This window comes from Levilactobacillus yonginensis (assembly GCF_003946265.1).
Taxonomy (GTDB): Bacteria; Bacillota; Bacilli; order Lactobacillales; family Lactobacillaceae; genus Levilactobacillus; species Levilactobacillus yonginensis.
Genome location: NZ_RHNO01000002.1, coordinates 177,564 through 197,163 on the forward strand (window position 1 = coordinate 177,564; position 19,600 = coordinate 197,163).

The following is a 19,600-nucleotide window of genomic DNA, read 5'->3' on the forward strand; positions in this document are numbered from 1 at the left end:
TGGCAGCGCCTATTTTCCGTTAAAACCAGCAATTTGAGCGGAGGTAGCCAGGGGGTGGGCCGGCCGTGAAAATGACGTTAGCTAGTGTTTTGTGCTAGCTTAGGTCATGGGCGCCTTTGAAGACACGGGGGCTTCGTGGCTTCAAAGCGAGCGAGAAGCCCGCTCTTTGGCTGAAGCGTCCCCACAGCAGGCCCACCCCCTGGCTGCCGGAGCGCAGTTCAAAAATTCATTTCAAAGAAAAAAGGGCTCCCAACGACAAAAGTCATTGAGAGCCCTCAGTGTTTCTATTTAGCGTGGCGCTTACGGTAGCCATGACCAAAGGGAACCATCGACTCAGTTCCCTGACGGATCCGCGTAATGTTCGTCCGATGACGGTAAAAGACAAAGATCGTCAAGACCAACGCAATCCCGGTCAAATACCAGTCCTGAAAGCCTAACGAGATCAATGTAATCAGGCTAAAAGCAATCATGCTGGCGAGACTGACCATGCTGGTCCAGTAGATCAGACTGACCCACAGGCCGGCTGCAATCACAAACATGATAGGATTGTAAGCTAGTAGCATCCCCGCTGAGGTGGCCACCGCCTTACCACCCTTGAAGTGGTCGAAGACCGACACAGTATGTCCTAGAACGGCCATGAGGCCGAACAGGAGTGGCGTTGCCGTTCCGAGGACGGTCGTCACAGGGACAACTAACCCGGGGAAGAAGGTGGGCAGCAACGTTGCGACCGTCCCCTTAGCAATATCCAGCACCATCACGATGGTTCCGGCATACGGTCCTAAGACCCGGTACGTATTTGTTGTCCCGATGTTCCCCGAGCCAGACTGTCGAATATCCGTTTGAAAAAAGGCTTTGCCGACCCAGACACCATTGGGAATGGCACCCAGGAGGTAGGCCACAAGAAGTAAGCCAATTAATTTCACAAGTATTTCCTCCGCTCCGGTTTGGTGGGATCATCGCTGATCACCACAAATTAAGCTGTCCTATATTTTAGCATGTTTTAACCGGAACGCCAATTATCTCTGAAATTCTGGCACGGTTTTAACTTCGTGTGGTATGATTATGAAGTTACTGGATACCATTAGGGCGGCACTGGACGAACTATTTGAACATATGTTCGCTTTAGGGTAAACTAGAGAAGCATTACAATTTGTATTTTTAACGACTAAAAGTAAAGGGGATTTACGCATGGCGAAAGCAAAACCAAAATATGACGATTCCTCCATTCAGGTTTTGGAGGGATTGGAAGCTGTTCGTAAACGTCCTGGTATGTATATCGGGTCAACCGACGGCCGGGGTCTGCATCACTTGGTCTACGAAATCGTAGATAACGCCGTCGATGAAGCTCTGGCTGGCTATGGTAAGGAAATCAACGTGACCATCCACCAGGACAATAGTATTACGGTCGTTGACCACGGGCGGGGTATGCCAGTCGGCATGCACGCCTCAGGAATTCCAACACCAGAAGTCATTCTCACTGTGCTGCATGCCGGTGGGAAATTCGGCCAGGGGGGGTACAAGACCTCTGGGGGACTTCATGGGGTCGGGGCTTCCGTGGTCAACGCCCTCTCAAGCGCACTCACGGTCACCATTGTCCGTGATGGCGTGCGCTATCAAGAAAAATTCAAAGACGGGGGCCATCCCCAAGGTACGCTGAAAAAACTAGGCAATACCCGGGCCCATAACGGGACCACACTGACATTCAAACCGGACAGTCAGATCTTCACGACCACCGTTTATAATTTCTGCACCTTAGCGGAACGGCTACGGGAATCCGCCTTCTTACTAAAGGGCGTCAAGATTACCCTGACCGACGAACGCGAGGGTCAGGAACGTGAAGAAACCTATCATTTTGAAGACGGGATCAAAGAGTTTGTTGGGTATCTTAACGAAGACAAAGATACGTTGAGCGACGTCATGTACTTTGACGGTAGCAAAGACGGCATCGAGGTCGAAGTAGCTGCTCAGTATAACGATGGGTACACTGAAAACCTGCTCTCCTTCGTGAACAACGTTCGGACCAAGGACGGTGGTACGCACGAGGCTGGTATGCGGAGTGGGTGGACCAAGGCGTTCAATGAATACGCCCGTAAAGTTGGTCTTCTAAAGGATCGTGACAAAAATCTGGAAGGAACTGATGTCCGTGAAGGTCTCTCAGCCGTCATCTCGCTGCGAGTGCCCGAAAACCTCTTACAATTTGAAGGCCAAACGAAGGAAAAGCTAGGAACACCCGAAGCCCGGACCATCGTCGACAGCGTGATCAGCGAACAGCTCGGTTACTACCTCATGGAAAATGGGGACTTCGGGAAGATGCTGATCAAGAAGTCTACGCAGGCCCGCCAAGCGCGTGAAGCCGCTCGAAAGGCACGTGACGAAAGCCGGAACGGAAAGCGACATAAGAAACACGAACGCCTTCTCTCTGGTAAGTTGACGCCCGCGCAATCCAAGAACGCGGCCAAGAACGAACTGTTCTTAGTCGAAGGGGATTCCGCCGGTGGTTCAGCTAAGCAAGGTCGGAATCGGAAGTTCCAAGCTATCCTGCCATTACGGGGGAAGGTCTTGAACACCGAGAAGGCCAAGCTACCTGACATTATGAAGAACGAAGAAATCAGTACCATGATCTACACGATTGGTGCTGGTGTCGGGGCTGAGTTCAACATTGAGGACGCCAATTACGACAAGGTCATCATCATGACCGATGCCGATGATGACGGTGCTCATATCCAAATTCTCCTGTTAACGTTCTTCTACAAGTACATGCGACCGATGATCGACGCCGGCCGGATCTACATTGCCTTGCCACCGTTGTACCGTATCAAACGGACCGGGAAAAACCAAGACATTGCGTACGCTTGGACGAACGACGAACTCGCCGAAAAGACGAAGCAGATCAAGAACCACGGGTATAACCTTCAACGGTTCAAGGGGTTAGGGGAAATGGACGCCGAACAACTGTGGGAAACGACCATGGATCCCGATAACCGGACCCTGATTCGTGTCCAAATTGACGACGCCGCTTTGGCAGAACGCCGGGTCACGACGCTGATGGGCGATAAGGTTGAACCACGCCGGAAGTGGATTGAAAACAACGTTCAATTTACCTTAGAGGAAGATAATTCGAGTCTGTTAGAAAACGACTCATCGGCCTCATCAACTGATTAATCAAAATTCCGGTGAAAGGAGCAATTAATTCGTGAGTGAAGGACAAAAAATTCAAGAGCTAACGTTGGAAGAAGTTATGGGCGACCGCTTCGGTCGTTATTCCAAATCAATCATTCAGGAACGGGCGCTTCCCGATATTCGGGACGGCCTGAAGCCCGTTCAACGGCGAATCCTATTTGCCATGAACAAGGACGGGAACACCTACGACAAGGGGTTCCGGAAGTCCGCTAAATCTGTCGGAAACGTCATGGGTAACTTTCACCCCCATGGTGATAGTTCCATTTATGAAGCACTGACGCGGATGAGCCAGGACTGGAAAGTTCGGGAACCACTCGTTGAAATGCACGGGAACAACGGGTCCATGGACGGGGACCCCGCAGCCGCCATGCGGTATACGGAAGCTCGTCTCAGTAAGTTGGCAGGCGAAATGCTCCGTGACATCGACAAGGATACCGTGGAAATGGTCCTCAACTTCGATGATACTGAGTACGAACCCACCGTCTTGCCAGCCCGATTCCCCAACCTGTTAGTTAACGGATCCACTGGGATCTCAGCGGGTTACGCTACCGAGATTCCGCCGCACAATTTAGGAGAAGTCGTGGACGCCTTAGTCTACCTCTTGAGTCATCCCAAGGCTGAACTGGCTGAACTAATGACTTACGTGCAGGGGCCAGACTTCCCAACTGGTGGTATCATCCAGGGGAAAGATGGCATCGTCAAGGCCTATGAGACTGGTCGGGGCCGCATCGTCGTACGGTCCAAGACTAAGATTGAACCACTCCGCGGGAATAAGAGCCAAATTACGGTGACGGAGATTCCTTACGAGGTCAACAAGGCCCAACTAGTTAAAAAAATCGATGAAATTCGGTTAAACAAAAAGGTTGAAGGCCTCGCCGAAGTCCGGGACGAAACCGACCGTGAAGGGTTACGAATTGCCATTGAACTCAAACGAGATGCGGACGCCCAAGGGGTCTTGAACTACTTGTTTAAGAACACTGAGCTCCAAATCACGTACAACTTCAACATGGTGGCCATCAACCACCAACGGCCAGAACACGTCGGTCTCAAGACCATCCTGTCAGCGTACCTAGAACACCAACGCACGGTGATTACTAAGCGGACCCAGTACGACCTGCAAAAGGCGCTGGATCGACAGCATATCGTCTTAGGGTTGATTAAGGCTTTGTCCATTCTCGACGAAGTCATCAAAACCATTCGGGCCAGCAAGGACCGGCGCGATGCGCGGGATAACCTGGTCAGTGCCTACGATTTCTCCGAGAAACAAGCGGATGCCATCGTAGCCCTGCAGTTATACCGGTTGACCAACACCGACGTGACTCAGCTAGAGGCCGAATCTGCCAAGCTCTCCGCCGCTATCGAAGAGGACCGGAAGATCTTGGCTGACCCCAAGACGTTGAACGCTGTGCTGCGGAAGGAATTAAAAGCCGTTGCTAAGGAATACCGGAACCCTCGTCGAACTGAGATTCAGGATCAAATTGAAGACCTGAAGATCAAGACGACCGTCACGGTTGCCGATGAAGACGTTGTCGTTTTAGTGAGCCACGATGGTTACCTGAAACGCTCTGGTGTCCGTTCCTATACGGCTTCGGACCCCGCAGACAACGGGTTGAAGGATGAGGATTACCCAATCTTCATGCAACAGCTGAGCACATTGGATCACTTGATGATGTTCACTAACAAGGGGAATCTGATTTACCGGCCCGTTCATGAAATCAGCGATGTGAAGTGGAAGGAAACTGGTGAACATATTTCTCAGACCATCGGCTTAGAGTCCGACGAAGAAATCGTGGCCACCTACGCCTTTAAGACGTTGAAGGAGGCCGGTCACTTCTTGATTGCCACCAGCGATGGGTACATCAAGCAGACCGCCTTTAAGGACCTGACACCGGGTCGGACGTATAAGAGTCGTGCCGCGGTCTACGAAAAGTTGAAGAATCCGGACGCCAGTGTCGTTCAGGTCAAGTACCTGACGGAACCCGTTGAACAGGGAATCCTCTTAATTTCCAAGAATGGCTACGCACTGCGCTACACCTTGGATGAGGTTTCAATCAATGGGGCCCGGACCACCGGTGTTCGTTCCATGGACCTGCGCGACGACGATGAAGTCGTCAACCTAGCCATGGTCACGGATAGTGATACCATTGCACTGATCACCCAACGTGGGGCCTTCAAGCGACTGGCAATGAAAGAATTGTCAGTCACGAGTCGGGCTCGCCGGGGAGTGGTCGTCTTACACGAGTTAAAGCGTGAACCGCACCGGGTCGTTGATTTCATGACGATTCCAGCGGGGAACCCCGCATTAGAAATTCTGACGGACAGAGAACGGACTCACGATGTCCTGCCAACCGAACACCCACTTAGCGGTCGTTACTCTAACGGCTCGTTCGTTGTGGATACTGACGTTGAGGGGACGCCGGTCCAGTTACGTCTCAAACCAACGGAACTAGTCTTGGAATAAGACAATCTGTGCGACTTTGCGAGCAGAAATCGTTGCGCTTTTAGTGTAAACGGCCTATCATATACAGTAATAGTAACCATTAGTTGACAGGACGTTGTTTAGCGGAGCCCGTCACAATGATAAGGAGCAAAAGCGGATGAAGACGAAGCAGGAAAGCATTTTTTCTTCAAAAACCCTGACGTATTTCCTACAGCTTGCTGAGACCATGAATTACACGCAGGCTGCCCAGATTTTAGGCATCACGCAACCAGCATTAACGCAGCAGATCAAGAAACTGGAACGAACGGTGGGCGCACCACTATTCTATTCAGTCGGTAAGAAACTGCGGCTATCCGACGCCGGATATACCATGCTCGACGCGACGCACAAGATTTATGGCATTCTCAACCAAGCTACTGACGAGATTCAACAATCGACCAGTGCCACGCAAGGTGAAATCAACATCGGGTTACTGGCATCCATGGAAGATGCCGTTTTTGAGGATTTTGCCATTCTGTCGTATCAAAACAATCCGGATCTCAAGATTTCCTTCCACATGTTAACCCGGAAGGAAATTTGGGAGCGCCTGGAAAACAACAAGATTGATCTAGCTATCATGTACTTACCCGATGACTCCATTAAGAACTGGAAACCGTACGAATCGAAGAAGATTATTTCGGACGACCTGTTGTTCATCCATCACGACGAGCAGTTGGCCAAGAAACGGCGGATCAAGTTCAAGGACACCACCGAAAACGTCTGGGCCATGTATCCGGATGGGTACTACCTGAACCAAACGTTGCACGAAGCCTACAAGAATCAACTGGCTGATTTTCCTAAGAGTGTGGCGAACTTTACCACACCGACCCAACTGCTCCATTTCTCCATGCAGACGCAATCCGCGACTGCGTTACCAAATTCGTTTATGATTGGGCAGGACGACTTACCCAACACCTGGACGGCCCATTTCGATCCAAACATTCGGTTCGATTTGGCTTTCGTCTTCCGGAAGGGTAAAGCAGAAATCCCCCGCATTAGTCACTTCTTGGCGCAGTTTGACCGGTACTTACATACCGACGATTACATTTCCCGCCTTAAACAACTTCGGAACCAATAAACTAAAAATATTATTTGTTAAAGGAGTTCTATCTAATGAGTAAAGCATTGATTTTCGGTCACCAAAATCCAGATACGGACGCTATCGTTGCCGCTAAGGCCTACGCCTACTTCCAAACCCAGAAGGGCCTGGACGTTGAAGCCGTTGCCTTGGGCGAACCTAACATGGAAACTAATTTCGTGTTGAACCACTTTGACGAACCAGCACCACGGGTCATCAAGACTGCTTCTAACGAAGTTGACCACGTTATGTTGGTCGACCACAACGAAGCCCAACAAAGTGTTGAGGACATCGACAAGGTGACGGTTACCCACGTCGTTGACCATCACCGAATCGCTAACTTCGAAACGAAGTTGCCTTTGTACTACCGGGCAGAACCAGTTGGTTGTGTCAGCACGATTTTGACCGAAATGTTCGACGAAGAAAAAATCGAAATCCCAGCTAAGTTAGCTGGTTTGATGCTTTCCGCTATCATTTCAGATACGCTGTTATTACAATCCCCAACGACGACTGACAAGGACCGCGAAGCTGTTCGCGCCTTAGCTGAAATCGCTGACGTGGATGTTCAAAGCTACGGTATCGAAATGTTAAAGGCTGGGACTAACCTGGCAGCTAAGTCTGACAAGGAACTCATCGACGGTGACGCTAAGTCATTCGACATGGGTGACAAGAGCGTACGGATCGGCCAAATCAACACGGTCGATTTAGACGACGTGCTGTCCCGTCAGGCTGGTTTGGAAAAGGAAATGCAAGCTGAAATGGCTGCTGACGGCTACGACTTGTTCATTACCTTGGCCACCAACGTCCTGAACAGCGACTCAGAACTCATCGTTGCCGGTGAACCTAAGAGCGCTGTCGAAACGGCCTTCAACACTAAGCTGGACAACAACCGTGCTAGCTTGCCTGGTGTTGTTTCCCGGAAGAAGCAAGTGGTGCCTCCATTGACCGCTGCCTTCGAAGGCTAATTTAAGATAACTTACGATCTAACGAACATCTCTGCCCGTTTTTTGACTGGGAAGAGGTGTTTTTTTTAGTCGCTTAAAACAGGATTCGCTATAATACGGTCGATGGTAGTCGTTAGGCATCTTCCTTCGAGGGAGAGGGATTATGCATGACAAGAAGCTGGTACCGGGGAATTATTACCGCAGTTATCGCTGTTGGTCTGTTACTCACGCAGGTCGGCAATATTGTTGCTTTGGCAACGACTGCCACACCATTTGGTCCGGAACGTTTCGCGAGTGATCATGCCACGTACGTGATTGATACCAAGTCGGCCTATTACCGGCACATTTGGGAGGGGGCCATCTCTGCTTGGAACAAGACTGGTGCGTTTCATTTCAAACAGAGTTCAGCAGCCCACGCCCAGATTCAATTGTCGACGGCTTCTCAGTCCCAGTCTGCATCAATGGGTCAGGACGTTGGTCTCACAGATTTCTGGTCTAGAAATGACTATCTAAAGTCTGTCAAATCGACGTTGAACGCCCAATTGCTGCAAGAATACGGCTACTCACGGTCAGATGACTTACACGTCGCTGAACACGAGTTAGGCCACACGATGGGCTTAGGTCACAATCCATCTAAGCATAGCGTCATGTACTACCGTAACCGCGATGAAGGTATCCAGAAGGTAGATATCCAAGCCGTTAAACTTCGGTATACGTTGCCAGCTGGCGAAGCAAGTTAGGACCTTTAAAACGTTATCACGGGGCTAAGCCCTCAGTGATAACGTTTTTTTAATCAAATTAATTGTAATTTTGACAAAGAAGCATAAACTAGAAATAAGCTTATTAGTTGTGCACAATTGATTGGAGGAATCTGAATGGCATCTCAAGAGAATCAGGCAGATTTAAAGAAACGACTGACGGCTGAACAATTTGCCGTCACGCAGCATGCGGCCACAGAGGCTGCGTTCACTGGTGAGTACGACCAATTCTACGAACCCGGTATCTACGTCGATGTGGTGAGTGGTCAACCGTTGTTTAGCTCCACCGATAAGTATGATGCCGGTTGTGGTTGGCCATCCTTTAGCAAGCCAATCGATGCCGCCAACGTCAAGGAAAATACGGATCACTCGTTTGGAATGGTTCGTCAAGAAGTCCGGAGTACTGACGCGGCATCTCATTTAGGTCATGTCTTTAACGACGGTCCCGCTGAGACTGGCGGTTTACGTTACTGTATCAACTCGGCGGCGCTGAAGTTCATTCCTGCCAATGAGTTGGAAGCTAAGGGCTATCATGATTTTGAACAACTCTTTGACTAAACAGAAAGGGTGAGTCGATGAGTCAATCTGAAACGGCTATTTTCGCCGGCGGATGTTTCTGGTGTATGGTTCAACCATTTGATACACAACCGGGAATTCAATCCGTTGTCTCCGGTTACACCGGTGGACATACCGTCAATCCAACGTACGCTGAGGTTGCAAGCCATACCACCGGCCACACCGAAGCCGTACAAATCACATTCGATCCAGCTACCATCAGTTACGCACAGTTGGTTGAAATCTATTGGCGGCAAACTGACCCCACGGACGCCAGCGGCCAGTTCCAAGACCGCGGCGACAGCTATCGACCAGTCATCTACGTTAACGGTCCTGAACAACGTCGCGTGGCAGAAGCCTCTAAGACAGCGTTGACAGCCAGCGAACGCTTTGACGACCCAATTGTCACCACGATTGAGGACGTGCAACCATTTTATCCCGCTGAGGAGGAACATCAGGACTTCTACAAGCGAAATCCATTCCGTTATCAGATTGAAGAAATGGGCGGTCGCCAAGACTTTATCCAAAATAAGTGGCGTTAATGCCCATTCTGTATGCTACAATTGTGGGTAAAGGATGGTGTTTGCAGTGGGATATGTACGTAATTTACGGCAAAAAGTTGGTCAGGAACCCTTAATTGTGGTTGGTTCCGCAGCAGTTGTTCGTCGTCAGCAACAGCTCTTGTTGATCAAACGAACGGATAACTTGCTTTGGGGACTGCCAGCCGGTTCTAAGGAGCTCAACGAAAGCGCTGAAGACACGGCGCGACGTGAATTACGTGAGGAAGCTGGCTTAATCGCAACTGACGCTAAACTCATGACGGTTGCCAGTGGTCCAGGCATGCAATACACGTATCCAAACGGCGATCCAATTGATTCCGTGACGGTCGTTTACACGTTAACAGTCACTGGCGAAGCACAGCCAGATAACGTCGAGACTAGCTCGGCTAATTTTTTTGATCTACAGCAATTACCAGAGAATCTGACGCCATTGACGAAGAAAATCTTACAAGAGATGGCTCTGATCAAATAACGTAAACTAATCAGCAAACCGAGACGTGTAAAAATGCGTTTAGGCTTGCTGATTTTTTATAGAACATTAGCTTGATGAGGTCGTTTTTAGTTTTTAACTCTACTTTCGATAATATATATTATGTAAAGTAGAACAGTTTTCTGATTTAGACTTGAAGAATGGTCATGCCCTTTCTTTGATGTGCGTCGATATTTTTTGCAATGCTACTTATGGACTTGCTGTTACCGATTTAAAAAATATGTTAGCCCAGTTGAACAGCAACTCACTGACAACGTGCGTGTGACTACCAATCATAATACTAGACAGATTGCTTGCGTCACCACCAACTTAAATTAACTTGCAAACTTACCGACCGCAATTCAGCTGTCCGCAGTTAAATCAGTTTAATTTCAACTAAATGCTACCGTCACAACTGCATGCTGTCAGCAAACCTATTCACCAGCTAAGACCAGCCAAAACCGTCAAATTACAGGCGGATTCTCCGTTAATTTCATGGTCAAGTATCCGTCTAAAGCCTGAACGTGTGCTTAGAATCAACGTCCAAAATCGCGTTATGCCCATTGGTTCCGATAGCGCTTGGTCCTGTGAGATTGCTGCCGGTTCTTAAGCTAAAGTACCGGACAAACACGGATTACCAGCCAGTGATTAGAAAGTACTTGCCGTCTGGCCTGGTGATGGCAGTTGCTGAACTTAGTCGGCTAGATGATCTACATGGTCTGTCTAACGGATACACGTAAACATTGCCTGACGACGCTTATCACTAACCGTGGGCATCAGCGACTAGTTAACTGGGATTTGGTTTTGAATAAATGCAGCCTCAGCTGGCATTCAGACAACGCGTTTCTCTTAGTTTAAGATGAAATATATGCGACGTGTCATGGTCCTAAAACGCCGTTGCAACAACGAATGCTGATATATCAGTATTTAACGACCATCTGTCAACTTTAAAAGTACCATAAGCAATCTGCTCCTCAACATAAAGCATAGCATAAATACCGGCAAAAAAGCCTATACAACAGGCATCACAGGCATTTGCAACCGAAACACGCTAACTAGCTCCTCAGGTCATACCAGTCCCATTCCAACTACTACTTTCATTAAAACAAATATTTTAAAGATAGTAGTAAACAAAAATAAGACGGGGGACTTGCTAATTGTGCCATTCATCGTTATCATATAACATATGAGAACATATGTTTGGAGGCCACCTCTATGGAGAAGCAACATTACTTAAAATTAATTAACGAAGAACTGGCCACCGCACCCTGGTACGTCCAGGAATACTACCAGGCCAAAGCGACCGTGCCCCTATCCCCAGCTACCCTCTATCAGTACCTAACCGAGTACCGCCGCTTCTTCAACTGGTTGATCAGTGAAGGCCTGACGACAGCCACCTGCCCCGCTGACATTGACATTCAGGTACTGGCCACTTTAAAAAAGGAAACCGTTGAGCTGTACAAGTCCGCCCTGCTGAATCAAACCAAGCTCACGGGCGCCCCTGGTAGCCGAACCCATCCTACCATCAATCGATCATTAAACGCCCTGTCGTCGCTCTTCAAGTACTTAACGGAAGATACTGAAGACGAACACGGTGAAGCCTACTTCGACCGTAACGTGATGCATAAGATTGCCCTGGTCCGAACCAGTGAGACCTACGCAACTCGGGCCGCCAACTTAAAGACTAAGCTCATGCTGGGCGACACGGATCATGATTACTTGGCCTTTATCGACGAAAAATACGAAAACCTGTTATCGCCAGCTAAGAAACGGTACTTTCATCGGGATAAACAGCGTGACCTAGCCATCAACGCCCTACTATTGGGCAGCGGTTTGCGAGTCTCAGAGGCCGCCAATGCTGACTTGCGCCACCTGAACCTGAAGACGGGCACGATTGGTGTGGTCCGTAAGGGTGGCCAACGGGATACGGTGCCCATCGCCCCGTGGACGTTGCCTTACATTCAAGACTACGTTGAGCACCGAACGGCGATTTATCACGCGACCAGTAGCGACCGGGCCCTGTTTCTGAGCAGCTATCGTGGTCAGGCCTCGCGCATGCAGGCCAATTCCATGGAAAAAATGGTAGCCAAGTATTCCTCCGCGTTTAAGGTCCGTATCACGCCGCATAAGCTCCGTCACACGTTAGCCTCAAAACTCTACCTAGCCACCAAGAACGAGCAGCTCGTGGCCACCCAGTTGGGACAGAACTCAACCAGTGCGACCGGGCTGTATACCCATATTATTGATGAGGAACAAAGGCATGGGTTGGAAAAAATGTAAAATATTAATTGATTTTTGCCTAAAAAATTTTCTTAAAAATATACTTTATTTTGGATTTAATTTAAAATCAGCGACCTAAGTTAGAAAAAGCCAGATTTCCTTATGAAAGGAAATCTGGCCTTTTAGGCTGGTATAAATTTGGCTAGTTGCAGCATTTTTCGCGCCAAATTATTCATATCATTTCTGATTACACTAGTAATATTCATTCATCTAAAAAGCGTTCATACACGGGCATCAAAGCCATATTGACCAAGTTATGAAAACGTTGCTTTGTTATTGGCTCATCATCAAATAAAGCGTCGAGCGTTAATAAGATGGGCATGTTATAAAACTGTTGTGGCATTTCAGCTTTTAAATCACCACGAATTCGTGCTTGATCAAAGATTTTTTTTACAATCTGCGTCAGATAATTATCCCGATTAAGCTTGTCAAAATACTCACCAAGAGTAATACTCCCCAGTCGTTCTTTAGCAAGCCCAATCATATTTTGATAATTCATTTGCGACATTGCAGTTACTATTTCATCAAATAACTTAATTAAGTCTTTTTGTACATTACCAGTATCGGGAATATCTAATTTAAATTTTCCAATCTGTGTTCTCAATGCTGCCAAGACAATATCTGCTTTAGAATCCCACCGGCGATACAGGACATTTTTATTCGTACTGGCATTCTTCGCAATCATATCCATAGTTAAATCTTCATATTTAGTTGTCGCAATTAACTCTAACGTGGCTGCCAAAATATCATTTTCGAGTTGTTGCCCCCGTCGCCGTTTCTGTACCATGTTATAAGCTCCTATCCTAATCTCTTATTAACTGTACCACGAAATTGTTTAATATTTAACACGGAATTATTACTATGAGCAATCACCAAATGCAAAAACTTGACGGAAATCACCTTTAGAGATAAGATACCACAGTACCTTAAATTAGGTACTGCGGTATCTTAAAAGTGGAGGCGTCAAAATGAAAGAACAAAAATTACCACGAAACATCTTGAATCAAGCCTGGATCATCGTTTTAGGTGCCATCGCACCGCTTCTTGATTCAACGATGGTCAATATTGCCCTGAATCATTTAGTTAAGAGCTTCAATACCTCATTAAGTACCGTTCAATGGGTTGTCACTGGCTATCTGTTGGCTATGGTAGTTGCTGTGCCCTTCACCGGCTGGCTCACCGATAAATTTGGTGGCAAAAATGTTTTCTTAGCGGCTGAGCTGTTATTTGGTATTATGTCCCTTGCTGCCGGTCTTTCAGGAAGTATCAACGTCTTGATTGGCTTTCGTTTCGTTCAAGGGTTCAGTGCTGGACTGATTACCCCACTATTAACGACGTTACTGGTTGATATTGCTGGTACCAGTATGATGGGTCGTTTGATGGCGGTGGTTGGTCTGCCAGTCTTATTAGGACCAATTTTAGGGCCAGTCTTTGGCGGTGTCATTGTTCAATACTTAAATTGGCGGTGGATTTTCTTTGTAAATATTCCAGTAACCATTATTGCTGCACTTTTCATTTGGTTAAAGCTGCCGCATACGGCACCTAAGAACATCTATGCCAAATTCGATTGGCTCGGGGTCGCTTTACTTGCAGGGATGTCAGCCAGCATTGTCTATGGTGTTGTCCAAGCGAGTTCCAAAGCTAATTTTACCAATAGCACCACGATTACTTACCTGATCATCGGTGCAATTGCAGGTGTTCTGTATTTCATCTATGCCACACTGAAAAAAGAACAGGCAATCGTACCACTATCACTATTCAAACATGGGAACTTCAATGGTTCGGTGATTGGCCTGTTTTTAGCCGGTGTAGCAACGAATGGTCCAATGCTATTGTTGCCACTATTTTTCCAAAATTTGCGTGGTCAATCAGTTGCAATGGCTGGGCTGTCACTGTTACCACAAGGCATTGGTATGTTGCTTGCGCGACCAATTATTGGCCGTTTGATTGATAGTATCGGCGCACGGTTTGTCATGCTTGGTGGACTGGCAATCACACTGATTGGCTCAGTTCCTTTCATCTACTTCAACCAACACTCTGCTTATTGGCTGTTGATGGTGGTCCTCTTCATTCGAGGAATAGGGGCCGGGGCGATCATTAGCCCGCTTATGACCGATTCTTTCATCGGTATTGACCCGAAACTGTCCGGTCAAGTTTCAATCGCAACTCGGATCATGCAGAACGTTGGTAGTGCCTTTGGATCTGCTTTATTAGCCACTATTGTTGTGAATTACCAGACTAATCACAGTCATTTTCTGGGACTGAGCATGATTGCTTCAAGTTACCAACAAGGATTTTTATGGGCCGTCATCTTCACAGCATTACTAGCAATTCCAGCAATGATGTTGACCAACCGATTAGGGAATCATAAACAAAATTCGTAGACTATTCCGTAATTCTTAATCGACATTTTAAAATAATAACTATTAAAATATCTGCTGTAATAAACAAATCTTAATGTTTATACACAACAGATATTTTAGTAATTTTATATGCCGATTTTTAGAAATATCGTTAGCTTAGTCTCGACGGCGTTTTCCTCTACTACGGTCATGATGCCGTTCGGCTTGAAGTTCAGCGTTAGCACGCATTTCCGTTGGATACTTTCGGCCAGCTAACCACCAAACACACCCGCGTTGCACCAACAAGGTGATGCCCAAATAGAGCAATAATGTAACTGAACTGCCAGTCCATAACCGATCAACACCCAAGTGGCCGGCAATACCGACGACCCACCAGACCAACGTCAACCAATTCCCTTGGCGCATCACCAGTCCATTATCATCCACCCAGAACCGATAGGACCAGGCCCGTAAGAGAGCAAAAATAATCGCACTAGCTAAGCTCAAGCCGCCAAAGATAGCTGCCTGTGAAGGACTTATCTGTAAATGCTGTTTGTTGAAGGCATCTCCGATTGACGCGGCTCCCAACAGTGTCACCAGTACAAAGAATTTTAATTTAAAGCGAACCACTTGGGGGGGCAAGCTGCCGTTTGATCACAACGAAAAGTAGCCACACACCCAACACCAAGTTGGTTAAATCTAGATTTTGCATCGTTAAACTCCTTAAGCTATTTATTTAAACGATTAAGACCATTTGTGTAGTATACACCTTAAACCTAAAAAGTGGTCAACCCAAATGTGGATTGACCATTTATACTTATCTTTAACTAGGGCAACACGACAACCTTACCAAGGCCCTCACTAGTCGCCAGATACTCATGCGCAGCTCGCGTTTCAGCTAGCGTAAAGATATGGTCTGGGGTCACATCAACCTGATGCTCCGCGATGAAGTCGAATAAGCTTTGGATACGTGCGGCATCAACGTTACCCGAATAAAACCCCGTCAGGTAACGATTGTTGGGGATGTCCATGATGGGATCAAAGCCATCAAGCGTCCAGACACCACCGAGCTCCCCGGTCGCGCTGACGATACCCCATTCGGCCGTGTGCTGCAGGGAATCCTGTACGGCTGAAGGCCCCATCAAATCCACAATCTTGTCGAATTCTCCAGCTTCTGCCGGCAAGACGTTAGCGTCAGGCGTGTGCAGAACCTGATCAATCCCAAGCTGCTTCAGAGCGCCATCTTTACGCGTCGAGCGTGAGGTTCCCGCGACTGACAGATTCAAGCCGGATGCTTTCATTAATTTCAGTACCGCGACGCCCACACCACTAGTGGCGGCCCGAATCAACACACGGTCACCCGCCTGTAAGCGTAAGCTCTGATAGATACCAAACGCCGTGTAGAAGGTCTCGGGAACCGCCGCCAGTTGGGGCCAGTCTAGCTTAGTCTTAATTGGATATACCTGGTCGTTAGGTAACAGAACATATTCGGCATAACTGCCATCAAAGGCCCGACCCATTTCGCCCATTAAGGAGACCACGGTTTGACCAAGGTGAAATTGATCCGGTGCACTGGTTTCATCAACCGTGCCAACAACTTCAATTCCTAATATTCGTGGGAACTGAACAGAAGGCGACTTGCCCTCCCGCGTAAAAATTTCCGAATGATTGATACCAAATCCCCGAACCTTAACCCGAGTCCAGCCCGGTCGAACTGCGGGGGTTGGGACCTCTGTGTATTCTAAAACTTCTGGCCCACCTGGCCGATTAACGACTACCGCATGCATAGTGTGATCTTCCCTTCATTTTGCAAAAACTGAACTGATCCGTCCTGCTTCAAGTCTACATCATCATACCATTAATTAATCGGTCAATTTGAAACTTGCTTCAACAAGTTTCCGCAAGACCTCTTTGGATGGCACCCGACTGATATCCAGGGTAATCCAGTGTTGCTTCGTAAAGTGCTGCCCCGGTAGGATGTAAGGCATCGTGTTAATCAACTCATCAATGCTGGCAGGGTTACATTTCAAATCCAGATACAGGGTTTCATTTTTCTCGTAGGCCAGCCCAAATATTTTCTTACTAGCCGCGTGTCGTAACGCGTCGAAGACAATCCGATTGCGGCGACCCGGGGCGTTAAACGGCTCATCAACACTAACTTTCTGGCCCTCGCTACTAAATGCAATGAGGGCTTCTTTTGTCATTTCCATAGTTATGACTCTCCTTCACTTCGATAGTCAAACAAGACGTCTACTGATGCGTTTAGAATCTATGCTAATTTAAAGGCCAGGCTTAGCGACGGATTATACTTATCGTTTTCAATGGCATTGATTGTTTGCCACGTCACGGCCGCCAATTTAGCCACCTCTGCCTGAGATAATTCTAGTGTTTTACGCCAAATGGCAATACTATTTTGCATCGCTTTCGCCTTCCTATGTCAATCCTATCTAACACTTTTAGTAAAACATGTTTGATATCAAATGTAAAAACTTTTTGACATTTATGACGGTGACCGAAAAAAGCGTCTGAGATCTTCGTCAATCCCAGACGCCCACTAAAATTTAGTTTCGATTCAGATAATCACGGCGTTTCCTGAACAGAAATACTGTCAATAGCATGCCAAACGTAAATGGCAGCGCCAATCGATATGGCCGCAAGAAGGCCTGGGTTAATTGTTGCTTAGTTTCGCGTCTGATTGTCGCAACCACGGGTGTCAAAGCCCTATTATCTTGAGTAACTTGGGTCGTCACGGCCTGGCTAACCTGTTGGTGGATACGCCGTTTAACGGCAGCTGGTGCTTGGGTCAACTTATTTCTCTGCAAGGCTTGCTGATAGTTTAAGCGGATGAGTCGTTGCGTTTTCGGCTTACCGATGAACGTTGTCTGTTGATGCTTAGGCGTTTTCTCCGTAGCTAACTGGGTTTTTACCTGCATCAGCGTGTCACGCTTCACCTTGTCTGTCACCGATAGAGCCTCGACGCCGTTCTGCGCAAAGGTCCAGATATTGGTTTTCGCCGTTAACAAATTCGCAGACAGTGCCGACACAAAGATGGCCACGGCTAGAGATGTCCCAATCTGCCGAAATACACCAATGACGCTCTGCGAGGCCGTTAACAGATTGCCGGTGAAGTCGCCGGCCGCCAGTACCGTAATCGGTCCAATCACGATGCCGTAGCCTGCGCCCACTAGGATTGCTGCCACACAGACCTGCCAATAGATATTGGGATTCATTTGACTAAGGGCCACATAACCCCCAATCATCGACAAACTCCCCATCAAAATGACAGCTTGCGGTCCCACCTTGGATAACAGCCAACCACTGATGGGTGACCAGATGAAAATCATGAGTGAGGCCGGGGTAATCATCAGTGCTGCCAGGAGCTCTCCCTTATTTTGCACCTTCGTAAAGAAGCTCGGCATCAGGACCAATAGAGCAACCAGAAAGATGCCTGACATCACAGTCACAACTGCTGACCCGACAAACTGTTTGTCCTTGAATAAAGCCAGCGGCACCATGGGTTGTTGACTATGTGCTTCAACCACAATAAAAGCAGCCAGTGCAACCAGACTCAGTAGGCCAAGTCCCAGGCCTCTCCCGCTCGTCCACCCCCAGCCGCTACCCTTGACCAGCAACAGGGTTAGGCTGAATAACATCATCATTGAGAGTAGCGAACCAGCAACATCTAAACGTTCCTTGGTTTGCTTGCTTTCATGTAGATCGAACAACCGCCAGCAAAGCACGAGCGAAAGCAAGGTAAACGGCACGTTGATCAAGAATATTCCACGCCAACCAAAGAATTGCGTCATGATCCCGCCAATCGTTGGTCCCATGGCTGCCGCTAATCCCTGCGTGACGCCCAGTGTGGCAATCGCACTGGTTCGTTTTTCCATAGGAACGCTCTGAATGCCAATTGTCATACTGGCTGGGAAGACGATTGCTGCCCCCAGGCTCTGAATTCCCCGGCCCACAATTAGCCACGCCACATTAGCTGCTAATCCAGAAAATAATGAACCGATTAAGAATAACGCTAAGCCAAAAATGTAAAACCGGCTGCGGCCATGAATATCTGCTAGTCGGCCTAAGGGAATCGTCAAACTAGCAAACAAAATCGTATACAAATTGAGCGCCCATGAGAGCTGCTCCAGACTGGTCGATAGCCCCGTTTGAATTGCTGGTAACGCAATGTTCATCACCGTCGTGTCCAGCATACATAGGAAAATGCCAATGGCCATTGTCCCAACTAACTTCGTGGCTTTTTTCAACATAAGATCCCCTCCTCAAGTGTTATCGTTAGTCTACGGGGATGGCTTACGATAAACTAGATTTAGGTTACAGAAAGGGAGATGTTGTGACCCATGAATCCACAGGAACGTAAGCAACAAAACTTGGCGACCATCTACCAGGCACTACTGGAGTTGATGATGCACAAGCCCATGACGGCCATCTCCATCACCGAACTGTGTCACCGGGCTCGAGTTTCCCGGTCGTATTTTTACCGGCACTATCAAAACTTCGATCAAATTATCACCGCGTATCAAACACAAAACATGCTCAGTTACCTGCGCCGTTTGCCACGGGTATCTCAAGTTGAACTCGCTGACCTAATGACGCATTACTTCAAGAATACCAAGTTAGAGGCCGAAACTTATCAGCTTCTGATTAAAAATGGCCAACTAGATATCCTCTTGCAAACGTTCCAAACCGTTTTTCAGTTGCTGATCAAACAGGACCGTATCAGCGGACACAGTTCACGTTTAAATGAACCATATTATTTAGAGTACTTTTCTGGTGCCGTCATCAATATCACAGTCAACTGGGTCAAACGGGGCTTTGTTGAAACCCCAGAATATTTAGGGAAAATGGTGACTCAATTTACGCTGAGACAATAGAAATGACACCACCCCAGTTGGCTAATCTGCCGATCTTTGCCCCCCCTACCTCAAGCAGATTAATCC

General features: G+C 47.8%; 18 protein-coding genes. 11 read left to right on the forward strand and 7 right to left on the reverse strand.

Annotated elements, in window-relative coordinates:
* Positions 1-284: 284 nt before the first annotated feature.
* Positions 285-923, reverse strand: a complete 639-nt coding sequence (plsY, locus tag EKM87_RS02065) for a glycerol-3-phosphate 1-O-acyltransferase PlsY (protein WP_125681327.1) — start codon at positions 921-923, stop codon at positions 285-287.
* Positions 924-1,188: 265 nt separating this feature from the next.
* Here plsY and parE point away from each other — a divergent pair, with 265 nt between their 5' ends.
* The 9 genes from parE (at position 1,189) to xerS (ending at position 12,303) form a co-directional block, all read left to right on the forward strand.
* Positions 1,189-3,162 (forward strand): DNA topoisomerase IV subunit B, encoded by a 1,974-nt coding sequence (parE, locus tag EKM87_RS02070; protein ID WP_125681329.1) that lies wholly within the window; start codon positions 1,189-1,191, stop codon positions 3,160-3,162.
* 76 nt (positions 3,163-3,238) lie between these two features.
* Complete coding sequence (parC, locus tag EKM87_RS02075) at positions 3,239-5,641, forward strand: DNA topoisomerase IV subunit A (protein WP_404819648.1); 2,403 nt, start codon at positions 3,239-3,241, stop codon at positions 5,639-5,641.
* Between the two features lie 136 nt (positions 5,642-5,777).
* Complete coding sequence (locus tag EKM87_RS02080; protein WP_125681333.1) at positions 5,778-6,737, forward strand: LysR family transcriptional regulator; 960 nt, start codon at positions 5,778-5,780, stop codon at positions 6,735-6,737.
* 35 nt (positions 6,738-6,772) lie between these two features.
* A complete protein-coding gene (locus EKM87_RS02085; protein ID WP_125681335.1) occupies positions 6,773-7,702 on the forward strand; it encodes a manganese-dependent inorganic pyrophosphatase in 930 nt (309 codons plus the stop codon).
* A gap of 146 nt (positions 7,703-7,848) precedes the next feature.
* Complete coding sequence (locus EKM87_RS02090; protein ID WP_125681337.1) at positions 7,849-8,421, forward strand: matrixin family metalloprotease; 573 nt, start codon at positions 7,849-7,851, stop codon at positions 8,419-8,421.
* Between the two features lie 135 nt (positions 8,422-8,556).
* Positions 8,557-8,997, forward strand: a complete 441-nt coding sequence (gene msrB / locus EKM87_RS02095; protein ID WP_125681339.1) for a peptide-methionine (R)-S-oxide reductase MsrB — start codon at positions 8,557-8,559, stop codon at positions 8,995-8,997.
* A 17-nt stretch (positions 8,998-9,014) separates the two neighbouring features.
* The gene (gene msrA / locus EKM87_RS02100) at positions 9,015-9,536 is read left to right on the forward strand and encodes a peptide-methionine (S)-S-oxide reductase MsrA (RefSeq protein WP_125681341.1); all 522 of its coding nucleotides are present in this window, start codon (positions 9,015-9,017) and stop codon (positions 9,534-9,536) included.
* A gap of 46 nt (positions 9,537-9,582) precedes the next feature.
* Positions 9,583-10,026 carry an NUDIX domain-containing protein gene (locus EKM87_RS02105; RefSeq protein WP_125681343.1) on the forward strand — a complete coding sequence of 148 codons (444 nt, stop codon included), beginning with the start codon at positions 9,583-9,585 and terminating at the stop codon, positions 10,024-10,026.
* A gap of 1,212 nt (positions 10,027-11,238) precedes the next feature.
* Positions 11,239-12,303: a tyrosine recombinase XerS gene (xerS, locus tag EKM87_RS02110; RefSeq protein WP_125681345.1), complete on the forward strand. Its 1,065-nt coding sequence runs from the start codon at positions 11,239-11,241 to the stop codon at positions 12,301-12,303.
* A 202-nt stretch (positions 12,304-12,505) separates the two neighbouring features.
* Here xerS and EKM87_RS02115 read toward each other — a convergent pair whose 3' ends face one another.
* Positions 12,506-13,090, reverse strand: coding sequence for a TetR/AcrR family transcriptional regulator (locus tag EKM87_RS02115; RefSeq protein WP_125681347.1), 585 nt, complete (start codon positions 13,088-13,090; stop codon positions 12,506-12,508).
* Between the two features lie 181 nt (positions 13,091-13,271).
* Here EKM87_RS02115 and EKM87_RS02120 point away from each other — a divergent pair, with 181 nt between their 5' ends.
* Complete coding sequence (locus tag EKM87_RS02120) at positions 13,272-14,687, forward strand: MDR family MFS transporter (RefSeq protein WP_125681349.1); 1,416 nt, start codon at positions 13,272-13,274, stop codon at positions 14,685-14,687.
* A 135-nt stretch (positions 14,688-14,822) separates the two neighbouring features.
* On the opposite strand, the gene EKM87_RS02125 is transcribed toward EKM87_RS02120, so the two are convergent.
* The 5 genes from EKM87_RS02125 to EKM87_RS02145 form a co-directional block, all read right to left on the reverse strand.
* Positions 14,823-15,275: a hypothetical protein gene (locus EKM87_RS02125; protein WP_125681351.1), complete on the reverse strand. Its 453-nt coding sequence runs from the start codon at positions 15,273-15,275 to the stop codon at positions 14,823-14,825.
* A 197-nt stretch (positions 15,276-15,472) separates the two neighbouring features.
* Positions 15,473-16,432: an alcohol dehydrogenase catalytic domain-containing protein gene (locus tag EKM87_RS02130; protein WP_125681353.1), complete on the reverse strand. Its 960-nt coding sequence runs from the start codon at positions 16,430-16,432 to the stop codon at positions 15,473-15,475.
* Between the two features lie 75 nt (positions 16,433-16,507).
* The gene (locus tag EKM87_RS02135) at positions 16,508-16,855 is read right to left on the reverse strand and encodes an MmcQ/YjbR family DNA-binding protein (protein ID WP_125681355.1); all 348 of its coding nucleotides are present in this window, start codon (positions 16,853-16,855) and stop codon (positions 16,508-16,510) included.
* A gap of 59 nt (positions 16,856-16,914) precedes the next feature.
* Positions 16,915-17,064, reverse strand: a complete 150-nt coding sequence (locus EKM87_RS02140; RefSeq protein ID WP_125681357.1) for a helix-turn-helix transcriptional regulator — start codon at positions 17,062-17,064, stop codon at positions 16,915-16,917.
* 142 nt (positions 17,065-17,206) lie between these two features.
* Positions 17,207-18,910 (reverse strand): MFS transporter, encoded by a 1,704-nt coding sequence (locus tag EKM87_RS02145; protein ID WP_164506409.1) that lies wholly within the window; start codon positions 18,908-18,910, stop codon positions 17,207-17,209.
* A gap of 90 nt (positions 18,911-19,000) precedes the next feature.
* On the opposite strand from EKM87_RS02145, the gene EKM87_RS02150 reads away from it, so the two are divergent.
* The gene (locus EKM87_RS02150; RefSeq protein ID WP_125681359.1) at positions 19,001-19,534 is read left to right on the forward strand and encodes a TetR/AcrR family transcriptional regulator; all 534 of its coding nucleotides are present in this window, start codon (positions 19,001-19,003) and stop codon (positions 19,532-19,534) included.
* The last annotated feature ends 66 nt before the right edge of the window (positions 19,535-19,600 follow it).